Annotated in this window: 10 protein-coding genes; 6 read left to right on the forward strand and 4 right to left on the reverse strand. The window is 74.2% G+C overall.

Features of this window, described 5'->3' with window-relative positions:
* Positions 1 to 22: 22 nt before the first annotated feature.
* From AC2RP6_RS09940 to AC2RP6_RS09950, 3 genes are all read left to right on the forward strand, one after another.
* Positions 23 to 1318, forward strand: coding sequence for a sensor histidine kinase (locus tag AC2RP6_RS09940; RefSeq protein WP_486445890.1), 1296 nt, complete (start codon positions 23 to 25; stop codon positions 1316 to 1318).
* Positions 1315 to 1944, forward strand: a complete 630-nt coding sequence (locus AC2RP6_RS09945) for a response regulator (RefSeq protein WP_486445891.1) — start codon at positions 1315 to 1317, stop codon at positions 1942 to 1944. The genes AC2RP6_RS09940 and AC2RP6_RS09945 overlap by 4 nt, the downstream gene beginning before the upstream one ends.
* Positions 1945 to 2061: 117 nt before the next feature.
* Complete coding sequence (locus AC2RP6_RS09950; protein WP_486445892.1) at positions 2062 to 3789, forward strand: PP2C family protein-serine/threonine phosphatase; 1728 nt, start codon at positions 2062 to 2064, stop codon at positions 3787 to 3789.
* 25 nt (positions 3790 to 3814) lie between these two features.
* On the opposite strand, the gene yczR is transcribed toward AC2RP6_RS09950, so the two are convergent.
* Positions 3815 to 5302 (reverse strand): MocR-like transcription factor YczR, encoded by a 1488-nt coding sequence (gene yczR, locus AC2RP6_RS09955; RefSeq protein ID WP_486445893.1) that lies wholly within the window; start codon positions 5300 to 5302, stop codon positions 3815 to 3817.
* Positions 5303 to 5390: 88 nt separating this feature from the next.
* Between yczR and AC2RP6_RS09960 the strand changes: the two genes are divergently transcribed.
* The 3 genes from AC2RP6_RS09960 (at position 5391) to aceB (ending at position 8022) form a co-directional block, all read left to right on the forward strand.
* The gene (locus AC2RP6_RS09960) at positions 5391 to 5573 is read left to right on the forward strand and encodes a hypothetical protein (RefSeq protein ID WP_486445894.1); all 183 of its coding nucleotides are present in this window, start codon (positions 5391 to 5393) and stop codon (positions 5571 to 5573) included.
* Positions 5540 to 6151 carry a nucleotidyltransferase family protein gene (locus AC2RP6_RS09965; RefSeq protein ID WP_486445895.1) on the forward strand — a complete coding sequence of 204 codons (612 nt, stop codon included), beginning with the start codon at positions 5540 to 5542 and terminating at the stop codon, positions 6149 to 6151. The genes AC2RP6_RS09960 and AC2RP6_RS09965 overlap by 34 nt, the downstream gene beginning before the upstream one ends.
* Positions 6152 to 6402: 251 nt before the next feature.
* Entirely contained in the window at positions 6403 to 8022 is a 1620-nt protein-coding gene (gene aceB, locus AC2RP6_RS09970) for a malate synthase A (protein WP_486445896.1), read from the forward strand.
* 139 nt (positions 8023 to 8161) lie between these two features.
* On the opposite strand, the gene AC2RP6_RS09975 is transcribed toward aceB, so the two are convergent.
* From AC2RP6_RS09975 to AC2RP6_RS09985, 3 genes are all read right to left on the reverse strand, one after another.
* A complete protein-coding gene (locus AC2RP6_RS09975; protein WP_486445897.1) occupies positions 8162 to 9748 on the reverse strand; it encodes a serine/threonine-protein kinase in 1587 nt (528 codons plus the stop codon).
* 2 nt (positions 9749 to 9750) lie between these two features.
* The gene (locus tag AC2RP6_RS09980) at positions 9751 to 10368 is read right to left on the reverse strand and encodes a hypothetical protein (RefSeq protein ID WP_486445898.1); all 618 of its coding nucleotides are present in this window, start codon (positions 10366 to 10368) and stop codon (positions 9751 to 9753) included.
* Between the two features lie 161 nt (positions 10369 to 10529).
* On the reverse strand, positions 10530 to 12272 hold the full coding sequence (locus AC2RP6_RS09985) for an Hsp70 family protein (RefSeq protein ID WP_486445899.1): 1743 nt from the start codon (positions 12270 to 12272) through the stop codon (positions 10530 to 10532).
* Between the last annotated feature and the right edge of the window lie 204 nt (positions 12273 to 12476).

The raw sequence follows: 12476 nt of genomic DNA on the forward strand, positions 1-12476 counted from the left end.
ACCGCTCTACGCTGGTCGGGACATGACTGCTGCAGCTCCCCCCGCCCGCCCCGTTCCCCCCGTGCCGCCCGGTGCCGGCGCGTCCCCGGACGCGCCCGCCGCCCGGTCCCTGACGCCCGTCTCGCACGTGCTGAAGCTGTGCCTGCACGCCCTGTTCCTCGGGCTGCTCGCACTGGCCGCGAGCCGGGCCGTCGCCGACTCCGCGCCGCGGGCCGGCTGGGTGGTCGCCGCCAGTGCGCTGCTCGCCGCCGTGTACGCGGCCGGCGTACGGACGCCCGCCGTGCTCCGCTCGCAACGGGCGGCCGCGCTGTGGCTGGCCGCGCTCGGCGCGGTCTGGGCCGGCCTGCTGACGCTCTCCCCCGACGGGTTGTGGATCGCGTTCCCGCTGTACTTCCTGGAGCTGCACCTGCTGCGGCTGCGCTGGGGTGTCACGGCCGTCGCGGTGACCGCCTGCGCCGCCATCGGCGGCTTCCTCGCGCACAGCAGCGCCGCGACCCCGGGGGCCTTCCTTGGCCCGCTGCTCGGCGCGGCCGTGGCCGTGGCGACCGTACTGGGCTACCAGGCGCTGTACCGCGAGAGCGAACGCCGCCGGGAGCTGATCGAGGAGCTGATCGCGACGCGGGCCGAGCTGGCCGCGGCCGAGCGCAGCGCCGGGATCCTGGCCGAGCGCGAGCGCCTGGCCCGGGAGATCCACGACACCCTCGCGCAGGGCCTGTCCTCGATCCAGCTGCTGCTGCGGGCCGCCGAGCGGGTACTGCCGGAGGGGGCCCCGGCGGCGCCGCACATCGCCCGGGCCCGTCAGGCCGCGCAGGACAACCTCGCGGAGGCGCGGCGCTTCGTACGGGCCCTCACGCCGCCGGACCTGGAGCACGGCTCGCTCGCCGCGGCGCTGGAGCGGCTGTGCGCGGGGGTGCCGGGGCCGCGGGTGCGGTTCTCGCTGAGCGGCCGGCCGCGGGTGCTGCCCACCCCGTACGAGGTGGCACTGCTGCGGATCGCCCAGTCGGCGCTGGCCAACGTGGTGCGCCACGCCCGGGCCGGGCGCGCCGAGATCACGCTGACCTTCATGGACGCCTCGGTCACGCTGGACATCGTCGACGACGGGGACGGCTTCTGCCCGGCCTCGGCCGCGCCCGGACCGGGCGCGGCATCCGGCTCCGCCGACCGGGGCTTCGGGCTTCCCGCCATGCGCTCGCGCGCCGAGTCGCTGGGCGGGCTGTTCACCGTGGAGTCCGACCCGGGCCAGGGCACCGCCGTGGCCGTGACCCTGCCGCTGCCCCTGGAACACCTGGAGCACACGGAACCCGTGGAGGCCCGGTGACCGTCCGTCTCCTGCTCGCCGACGACCATCCCGTGGTCCGGGCGGGCCTGCGCGCGGTGCTGGACACCGAGGCGGACTTCGCGGTGGTGGCCGAGGCCTCGACCGCCGAGCGGGCGGTGGAGCTGGCCGCCGGCGAAGGCGTGGACGTGGTGCTGATGGACCTGCAGTTCGGGCCGGGCATGCACGGTGCCGAGGCGACGGCACTGATCACGAGCCGCCCCGGCGCCCCCCGGGTGCTGGTGCTGACCACCTACGACACGGACGCTGACATCCTGGCGGCGGTGGAGGCCGGCGCCTCGGGCTACCTGCTGAAGGACGCCCCGCCGGAGGAGCTCGCGGCGGCCGTGCGCACGGCCGCCGCGGGCCAGTCGGCCCTGGCCCCGGCGGTGGCGCTGCGCCTGATGGACCGGATGCGGACGCCGGCGGAGGCGCTGACCAAGCGGGAGCTGGAGGTGCTCCAGCTGGTGGCGGACGGCCTGTCGAACCAGCAGATCTCCAAGCGGCTCTTCCTCAGCCAGGCCACGGTCAAGTCCCACCTGGTGCACGTGTACGCGAAGCTGGGCGTCGAGTCCCGCACGGCCGCCGTCGCGGCGGCCGCGACCCGCCGCCTGATCCGCACGCCGTAGGGCGCCGGCGGCCCCCGTAGTGCGCGCGGTGCCCGCGGTGCCCGGGTGGGCGTGGACGGGGGGCAGGTGGGCAGGCGCCCCTCGGCAGCCCGCACCGCCGGACGGAGGGAGAGGCGCATGAGCCCGCTGGTGCCCCAGGACCCCGAGACGCTGAAACAGCACCTGGCCCGCGAGGTGCGGGCCCTGCGGGAGGTCGCCCGGCACGGTGCCGGGGTGCGGCTGGACGGGGGGCCGGACCCCGCCCCGGGCGGGCTCGCGCGGGACGAGGGCGCGCAGGCCTGCTCCTGCGGTTCCGCAGGGCCGGGGCACGGCTGCGGCGACGCGGGCGGGGAGCACGACCCGTGGGCGTGCGTCTGCGCGACCCTGCCCGCCATTCCGCTGTCGGCGGCGCTGTTCACCCCCGTGCGCGACGGGGCCGGGGTGACGGTCGACTTCACGGTCAAGGCGGGCAACCACGTGCGCGCGGCCGAGTGGCTGGAGGCCCCCGACCGCCAGATCGGCCGCCGGCTGCTGGAGGTGCAGCCCGGCGCGGCGGTCGGCGGGCTCGTCGGAGCCCTGGATGCCGTACTGCGGACCGGGCGCGCCCTGAAGGCGTACGCCCTCGACTACACCGAGCAGCGCAGCGACGGGCTGCACCGCACGAAGCTGCTCTACGACGCCTCCTCCTGCGGCGGCCAGGTGCTGGCGACGTGGCGGGCGGCGCACAGCCGCGGGGAGCTGCTCTCGCTCGACGCCCAGTACATCGCGTCCATGGGCTGGGGCACGTGGGACCTGCTGTCCGGGGAGGTGGTGTGGTCGGAGGGGCTGTCGTCGATCTTCCGCACCGATCCGGCACGGCCCCTGGAGCTCGCGGAGCTGTGCGACACGGTCCTGTTGGAGGACGTACCGCGCTTCGCGAAGTTCCTGGTGGCGCTGGTGGACGGGGAGGAGCCGTCGGGGACCGAGATCCGCTTCAGCGTGCTGGGCGAGGTCCGGACCCTGCACCTGGTGGGGCATCCGGTGATCGCGACCGACGGGCTGCCCTGGTCGGTGCACGTCATCGCCCGCGACCTGACGTCGCAGGTCCGCAGCCGTCAGCGGCTCGCCGCGACGCGCCGGCAGTCCGACCGGCTGCGGGAGGAGGCGGCCGCGGAGCGGCGGGTCGCCTCCGCCCTGCGGGAGGCGCTGCTGCCGACGGTCTCCGCCGAGCTGGCCGAGGCGGGCCTGTCCGTGGCGGCCGCCTACGTCCCGGCGGAGGCGGACGCCGCGGTGGGCGGGGACTGGTACAAGTGCCGGCTGCTGCCGGACGGCCGGATCCTGCTGGCCATCGGCGACGCCTGCGGCCACGGCCTGGGCGCGGTGGCCCGGATGGCGCAGCAGCGGCACGCGCTGGCGGGTCTCGCGCACGCCCCGGGGACCCATGCCGGCCAGTTGACCACCTGGCTCAACGAGCTGCTGTGCGCCGATCCCTCGGCCGAGACGGCGACCGGGGTCATCGGGCACATCGACACGCGGCGCCGGTTCCGCTGGGCGTGCGCGGGGCACCCGGCGCCCCTGCTGCTGCGGGACGGCGCGGCCTCGGCGCTGGGCACGGAACACCGCGGTCCGCTGTTCGGGCTGCTGCCGGGGCACGCGTACGAGACCGCGACGACGGACCTGCGGCCGGGTGACCTGCTGCTGCTCTACACGGACGGCATGGTGGAGCGGCGGGGCGAGGACATCGCCGACAGCGTCGAGACCCTGGCCAAGGTGCTGGCGCGGTGCGACGGACTGGGCCCGCAGGACACCCTCGACCGCATCCTGGACGCGTACGCGTCGGACGAGCACGAGGACGACACCTGCCTGGTGGCCCTGGGCGTCGGCTGACCGGAGGGCGGCCGCGGGGCACCCGTCAGGCGACCCAGTGCGGCCGGTCCACCGACGGGGGCAGGGGGACGCCGTCGTGGAAGGCGGCCGCGAGGCGGCGCACGCCTTCGTCCAGGCGGTCGGCGGGGAGGGTGTACGGGATGCGCAGGCGGTGTTCGAAGGTGCCCGGGTCCACGCCGAAGCGGGCGCCGCGGCCGATGTGGACCCCGGCGGCCGCGGCCCGTTCGGCGAGGGCGGAGCTGACCGGTTCGCCGAGGTCGACCCAGAGCGAGAGGCCGCCCGGCGGGGTCCGCCAGGACCATTCCGGGGTGTGCCGCTGGAGGGCGTCCTCCAGGGCGGCGCGGCGGCCGCGCAGCTCGTCGAGGCGTGCGGGCAGGGTGCGGTCCATGCCGTCCAGCAGCGGGAGCGCGACGAGCTGGTCGAGGACGGAGCCGGTCATGTCGGCGCAGACGCGTACGGCCGTCAGCTCGGTGATCATCTTCGCGGTGGCCCGGACCCAGCCGACGCGCAGGCCGCCCCAGTGGGTCTTGCTGAGCGAGCCGATGGTCACCACGTGGTCGGCGCCGCCGCGCGGGGCCAGGGAGGCCAGGGGGGCGGGGGCGGGGACGTCCAGGGCGATGTCGGCGATGGTCTCGTCGACGACCAGCCAGGTGCCGGTGCGCCGGGCCGCCGCGAGCAGCCGCAGCCGCTCCTCCTCGGGCATGAGGGCGCCGGTCGGGTTGTGGAAGTCGGGGATCACGTACGCCAGCCTGGGCACGGTCTGGCGCAGCGTGGACTCGGCGATCTCCATGTCCCAGCCCGTGTCGGAGACGGCGATGGAACCGGTGCGCAGGCGGGCGTGGCGCAGTGCGTCGAGGGCGTTGGCGTAGGTGGGGTTCTCGGTGACGACCCGGTCCCCGGCGCGGCAGAGCAGGCTGACCACGAGGGCGAAGGCCTGTTGGGCGCCGGAGGTGACCAGGATCTGCTCGGGGCGGGTGGGCAGGCCGCGCCGGGTGAAGCGGTCGGCGACGGCGGCGCGCAGCTCTGGCAGGCCGAAGGGGTGGTATCCGGGGGTGCGGGCGGCCTCGGGCAGCCGTGGTGCGGCCCGGGCGACGGCGTCGGCGAGGGCGACGTCGGGGGCGCCCATGGCGGCGATGGCGAGGTCGATGCCGGGGTCGCCGTCGGCGCTGTGGCCGCCGGAGCCGAGGAGGGCGTGGGCACCGACGGGGCGGTGGCCCTCGGGGAGTTCGGTCCAGGTGCCGGAGCCGCGCCGGCTGCGGACGTAGCCGCTCTCGCGCAGCAGGTCGTAGGCACCGGTGACGGTGGCCCGGCTGGCGCCGACGGCCTCGGCGAGTTCGCGTTCGGCGGGCAGGCGGACGTGGAGGGGGATGCGGCCGTCGAGGACCAGCGTGCGCAGGGCGTCGGCGAGCGCCCGGTAGCCGGGGCGGGCCAGTACGGCTGCGGGGAGCAGCGCGGCGAGCTGGCGGCTGCCGATGGTTCTGTCCGCTGTGTGGACCACTCGCCCGTTCGCCATGCCAACCTCCCCTGATTGGCTCTGACGGCCAGGCCAATCCAGGACCAGACTCGCGGCATTGGCCCCCGATTGGCAAGGAGAAGCCGAGATGCTGACCGACCGTGACGAACGTGCCCTGCTGGCGGCCGCCGAGGACCGGATCGCCCGTCCGCTGCGGATCGCGGCCGCGTCGGCCGCCGTGCGGCGCTTCCTGGAACGGCGGCCGCGAGGCCGTGCCCAGGAGCGAGAATCGGTGGCATGTCAGCCACCACGCACTCCGATTCGCCCGTGATCGCGGGACTGCTCCTGGCCGCCGGCGGCGGTCGCCGGCTCGGGGGCCGCCCCAAGGCCCTGCTGCCCTACCGCGGCCGGCCGCTGGTGGAGAACGCCGTGCGGGTGTTGCGGGAGGCGGGCTGCGCCCCGGTGCACGTGGTCCTCGGGGCCGCGGCGGCCGAGGTCCGCGAGCGGGCCGACCTGTCCGGATGCGTGGTCGTGGACAATCCGGACTGGGCGGAGGGGATGGGTTCCTCGCTGCGGGTCGGCCTCGCCTCATTGGCCGGTACGGGCGCCGGCGCGGCCCTGGTGTCGCTGGTGGACCAGCCGGGCATCGGCCCGGCGGCGGTGGCCCGGGTCCGGGAGGCATACCGCTCCCCCGCGAGCCTGGTGGCGGCGGCGTACGACGGCGAGCGCGGGCACCCCGTGCTCTTCGGGGCGGACCGATGGGCCGACATCGCGGCTACGGCGACGGGCGACAAGGGGGCACGGGTCCATCTGGCGCGCCACGCCGGAGAGCTCATGCTGGTGGAGTGCTCGGACGTCGCGGAGGCCTTCGACATCGACACGCCGCCCGACCTGGCACGACTCGCCTGAGCACCGCGTGACGGCAGTGGCACTGAGGGCCACCGGAAAATGGAATCTGTCGACTCAGAGAATCTCGACATCAACAAACCATTGAACTTCCACCATGAGGAAATTACTATCCACTGGTCAGAAGCGCCCTGAACCCACAGACGGCGCCCGCGACCGTATTTCGGAACTCTCCACACCCGACGGCACTGCGTGCCGTCTCGCGCGAGCATTCCCCGCGGCCGCCAGGCACCGCCGCTGAAGGAGTGACAGTTATGTCCGCACCAGCGCCGTCCCCGCTGGCCATCGTCGACGCCGAGCCCCTGCCGCGGCAGGACGAAGTCCTCACCGAAGCGGCCCTCGCGTTCGTGGCCGAGCTCCACCGGCGGTTCGCCCCCCGCCGCGCCGAGCTCCTCGCCCGCCGCGGCGAGCGCCGTGCCGAGATCGCCCGGACCTCCACCCTCGACTTCCTCCCGGACACCGCACAGGTCCGCGAGGGCGACTGGAAGGTGGCGCCGGCCCCGGCCGCGCTGAACGACCGCCGTGTGGAGATCACCGGTCCGACGGACCGCAAGATGACCATCAACGCCCTGAACTCGGGCGCCAAGGTCTGGCTCGCCGACTTCGAGGACGCCTCCGCTCCCACCTGGGAGAACGTCGTCCTCGGCCAGCTCAACCTGATCGACGCCTACGAGCGCCGCATCGACTTCACCGACCCCCGCACCGGCAAGTCGTACGCCCTCAAGCCCGCCGGGGAGCTCGCGACCGTCGTGATGCGCCCGCGCGGCTGGCACCTGGAGGAGCGCCATCTGCAGTTCGAGGGCGGCCCGGCCTCCGGCTCCCTCGTCGACTTCGGCCTGTACTTCTTCCACAACGCCAAGCGTCTGATCGACCTCGGCAAGGGCCCGTACTTCTACCTGCCGAAGACGGAGTCGCACCTGGAGGCGCGCCTCTGGAACGACATCTTCGTCTTCGCCCAGGACTACGTCGGCATCCCCCAGGGCACCGTCCGCGCGACCGTCCTGATCGAGACGATCACCGCCGCGTACGAGATGGACGAGATCCTCTACGAGCTGCGCGACCACGCGGCGGGCCTGAACGCGGGACGCTGGGACTACCTCTTCTCCATCGTGAAGAACTTCCGCGACGGCGGCGAGAAGTTCGTCCTGCCGGACCGCAACGCGGTGACGATGACCGCCCCCTTCATGCGCGCGTACACCGAACTGCTGGTCCGCACCTGCCACAAGCGCGGCGCGCACGCCATCGGCGGCATGGCGGCCTTCATCCCGTCCCGCAAGGACGCCGAGGTCAACAAGGTCGCCTTCGCGAAGGTCAAGGCCGACAAGGACCGCGAGGCGGGCGACGGCTTCGACGGCTCCTGGGTCGCCCATCCCGACCTCGTCCCGATCGCCATGGCCTCCTTCGACGCCGTCCTCGGCGACAAGCCCAACCAGAAGGACCGGCTGCGCGAGGACGTCTCGGTCGCCCCGGGCGAGCTGATCGCGATCGACTCCCTCGACGCGAAGCCCACCTACGAAGGCCTGCGCAACGCGGTCCAGGTCGGCATCCGCTACATCGAGGCCTGGCTGCGCGGCCTCGGCGCCGTCGGCATCTTCGGCCTGATGGAGGACGCCGCCACCGCCGAGATCTCCCGCTCGCAGATCTGGCAGTGGATCAACGCCGGGGTCGTCTTCGAGAACGGCCGGACCGCCACCGCCGAGCTGACCCGCGAAATGGCGGCCGAGGAACTGGCCGCCCTGCGCTCCGAGTTGGGCGAGGAGGCCTTCGCGGCCGGCAAGTGGCAGCAGGCTCACGACCTCTTCCTGAAGGTCTCCCTGGACGCCGACTACGCGGACTTCCTCACCCTCCCCGCCTACGACCAGCTCGTCGGCTGACACCCCGGATCCGGCCGACACGCACAGCGGCCCGACCCGGCCGGCTCCGCCCCCGCTGCCCACGGCACGGGGGCGGAGCCGTGTCCTTTCCCGGCCGGCCGGCTCGGCGGTCCCGGCCGGCTCGGCGGTCCCGGCCTGCTCAGCGCTTGCGCTTCACGCGCTGCCGGGCCGTCTCGATGAGGGCGCGGGCGTGGTCCGGCGGCCGCTGGTTGGGGATCCAGCCCCGGTCGAGGGCGGCTTCGAGGGGCTCCAGCCGCGCGAGGGCCTCCGCCGCCCCGTCCTGCTCCAGCAGCACGGCTCCCAGCAGGAGGCACGCCTCCAGCGTCTCCGGGGCCCCCGCGCCGAGCAGGTCGCCGCGTCCGGCCACCACGGCGCGCAGCAGGGGGGCCGCCTCCTCGCCCCGGCCGCAGGAGAAGAGGCACAGCGCGAGGTCGTAACTGGCCCGGTGGTACTCCGGGGAGTAGTCCCCGTGGGTGTCCGCGCGCGCCTGCGCTATCCGCCGCAGCGGCACCAGCGCCTCGGTGAGGCGGCCCAGGTGCCACAGCCGGCTGGCCCAGGCCCGCAGCGACATGATCGCCTCGTCGTTGTACGGGCCGAGCACCGCGACCCGCTGCTCGGCGAGCTCCTCGCTCAGCTGCAGCGCCTCGGCGACGTCCCCCAGCGCCCACAGGCAGTCCGCCTCCACCCGGCGCGCCCGCAGGGTCGCGTCCGCGTTCGGGCCGTTCACCAGCACCCTGCGGCGTACGACCTCGCGGCTGGAGGCGAGCCCCGCCTCGGGCCGGTTCGACAGCCAGTTGCTCTCGGCGTCCCGCAGCATCCGGTCGGTCTCGGCGTCGTGGGTGGCGAGCCGCTGCCTGGCCCACCGGGTCCCGCGGGCCTCCAGGGGGAACACGTCCAGGACCACCGCGACCAGCTCGGCGGAGGCCGGCCGGTCGCCCGGGCGCTTCTCCAGCAGGGCGGACACGAGGAGGTCCAGCGCCGCCGGCAGGTCGGGACGCAGCACGGACAGCCGCTCGGGCCGCTGCTCCAGGTGGGCCCGGCGGTAGTCCTCGCGGTCGGCGCACGGGCCGAAGGGGCGTACTCCGGTGAGCAGTTCGTACGCGAGGCAGCCGAGGGAGTAGAGGTCGCCCAGGTAGGTGACCGGTCCCCCGTTCCATTGCTCCGGGGGCATGTAGGGGGCGCTGCCGATGGCCTGGCCGGGGGTCGTGAGCTGGGTGAAGGGCTCCGGCCCCAGGAGCTTGGCGATGCCGAAGTCACAGACCTTGACGGAACCGTCCCCGGTGAGGAGGACGTTGGACGGTTTGATGTCGCGGTGCACCGTCTGGGCGGCGTGCACGTCGGCGATGCCCTGGACGATCCCGCGCAGGAGGGGAGCCGCCCAGCGCCAGGTGCGGTCGGCGACGAAGCGGACCGCGAGTTCCCGGTCCAGGCCGCGGCCCGCGACGTACTCCATGGCCAGGTAGTCGACGTCACCGTCGGAGCCGGATCCGAGCAGGCGCACGGTGTAGGGGCTCACGACGCGTTCGAGGGCCCGTGCCTCGTGCCGGAACCGGGCGCGCGCGTCGGGCGAGTCCAGGGACTGCCCGAGGATCGTCTTGACGGCGAGCGTGCTGCCGTCCCTGAGGTCGGTGGCCTGCCAGACCTCGCCCATGCCGCCGCGGCCGAGCAGCCGGTCCAGCCGGTAGCGGCGGTCGAGCACCGAACCGTCCGACGGGCGTCCGGGCACCGTCACACCCGTCCGATCACGGTGTGGACGAGCGGCCGGACGTGCGGGGGCCGGCCGACCACCTGGTAGGCGGGGGCGACGCAGAGGCTGAGCGGCTCCCGCTCGTCGGCCCGCGGCCACACCTCGTGCAGGCGCGGGTCCGGGGCGTGGCCGAGGCGCAGCTCGAAGTTCCAGCGGTGGACGCCGCCCAGTTCCGCGATGCGCGCGCGCAGTTCGGCCGTCTGCCGGTGCAGTTCCGTCACCGGACCCAGGGGCACCTGCGGGCCCAGCACGTCGGCGGCCGTGCGGTGCCAGTCCTCCTCGGCCGCCGGGTGTTCGCCCAGTACGGTGCGGAACACGGCGGCGCAGAGCCGCACATGGGTCTCCGCCCGGTGGTGGGGCCGGCCCGCGGCGGCCTCGGCGGCGGAGCGGCAGTGGCCGATGATCCGGTCCCGCAGGGCGCCGTACGCCTGCGAGGTCTCGTGGTGGGCGCTCTCCAGCTCCGTGGTCCGGTCGGCGCGCAGGCCGTGCACCACCTCGTACAGCTTGTCGATCCGCTCCTTGGCCTCCTGCCGTTCGGCGCGCAGGGAACCGACCTCCGCGCGCAGGGCCCTCACCTCCTGGAACACCCGCCAGGGCATGCGTGCGCCGTCCGGGGCGGAGGCCGGGGCCGGGGGCGCCGCGGACGGCACGGGGGGTGTGCCGCCGGCCCACGGGCCCGGTGACGCGGGCAGTCCTCGGTCCGGACGTCCTGGGCTCTCCATCGCGCGTACCTCTTCTCCTGCTGCCTGCTGCCTGCTGCCTACTGCTCGGGGACTCCGGCGAACTCGACGACCATTTCGCGGCGTTCTCCGGTGCGGGGGTTGACCGCGGCCACACCGATCTCGGTCCCGCCGAAGGTGAAGTACAGGTCCACTCCGCGGTCGTCGACCTCCTCCTCGCCGACCGACTCGGAAATGTCGACGACGATCGTTCCCAGGCGCCGGGCGCCGGGCGTGTTCACCGTGAGGTCCTTCACCTCGGGTACGGCGTACAGCGCGACCTTCACCTCCGGCTGGTCGGGGGTGAGCGGAACGAGGGTGTAGGTCCGTTCGCTGCCGACCTGTACGGACTCCCCCATGAAGACGAGCGGGTCGAGGACGCCGTCGCGGAAGGCGCCCTGCCCCTTGACCTTGATGATGGTGAGCGCGCGTACGGCTTCCGACTCCCGGAAGACGGCACCGAACCTGCGCCGCTCGGAGACCTCGACGGCGTACGTGTGGGAGGCGCGCCGGGAGTGCACGACCTCGGGGCGGCAGGCGTAGTGCACGGCGCCGCCGAGCACGGCGCGGGAGGGGTTGGGCGGGATCATCAGCTGGACCCCGGCCGGGAACTCCCGGTCGAGGTGGGTGGTGAGCCGGCTCTGCACGTAGTGGGACTGGGCGAAGCCGCCGACGAGGATGACGCGCAGGCCGTCGGCGGCGACGACGGGGTCGGCGAGCAGTTCGCGGATCTGGGTGTCCACCAGCTTCACGAGCGGTTCGGTGGTGCCGTGGAACAGCCCCCGCATCACGTCGGGTTCGATGACGATGTGGTCGTCGACCCCTTGCTGTTCCGCGGCGAGGCGCTCCGTGCCGCCGTGGGGGTCGATGATCCGGCTGGCCTTCAGCGAGATCGGGATGCTGACCGGGCTGTCACTGTCCCCGCGGAAGTGGGTCTTCATCCGTTCGAAGTCGTCCATCAGCTCCAGGAGCTGTGCCGGAGCCGCTTCCAGTGCCTTGAACGCGGCCTGTCCCAGGCGCGGGGCGAGCACCTGGACCTGGAAGCGGCGGTTGATGTAGTTCGAGCCGAGCTTGCCGCCGGAGGGGCGGCGCAGCTGCTCCAGGGCGCCGTCCTGCGTGCAACGGTAGGCGGCGATGTCGACGGTGCCTCCCCCGCAGTCGACGACGAGCGTGGCGGTGGAGCCGAGGCCGCCGATTCCGGCGGCGGCGTCCTGGGCGCAGTAGACGGTCGCGGCTTCCGGTTCCGTGACGAGGATCAGGCGGTCGCGGTCGTCGGCGGGGAATCCGGCCAGGCGGGCCGCGTCGCGCATGAGGTGGCGCTGCTCGGGCTCCCAGATGGCGGGGACGGTCAGGCACCAGCGGATGTCGGACTCCATGAAGCCGCCGCCGACGATCCGGTCGATGGCGGCGCCGCGCAGGCGGCGCAGGTAGGCCGCGATCAGCGGTACGGCCTGTTCCGGGGTGCCGACGAGGCCCGCCCCGGGCCCCTGGCCGTCTTCCCGGCCCTCGGGGCTGAGCCACATCTTGAAGCCGTGTTCGAGCCGGCCGGGTTCGCCCGCGGCGCCGGCGCGCCGGGCGGCGTACCCCCAGTCGCGGTCGTCACCGTCGGGATCCAGGAAGAGGGCGGAAAGGTTCTTCGGATAGGTCAGGGGCGCGTCGTCCCACTGGTCCGGATAGTCGATCTGGCGCTGGTCGGGCCCTTCCGCTCCGGCCGGGAGCACCGCCCAGGCGAAGCCCGAGCCGTGCGTCCCGAAGTCGATGGCAGCCACAACCCTGTACTTCATGCGTGCCGTCCCCCTCGTCCTTCCCGGTGCCCGCGCTCGCCCGGAAGGCTGGTCGTTGTCACACAGGGTGCCCGACCTGCGGACTGTCCGTCAGCTGTTCCGTGCAGATGGGCGGTTGACGTGCCCGACGAAGTGGCTGCGGAGGACTCCGGGGGGGCGCGAATCGGGGCTCCGACCGAACGACCGATCGGTCGTTACTGGTTC

Source organism: Streptomyces sp. WAC03905 (assembly GCF_057371075.1).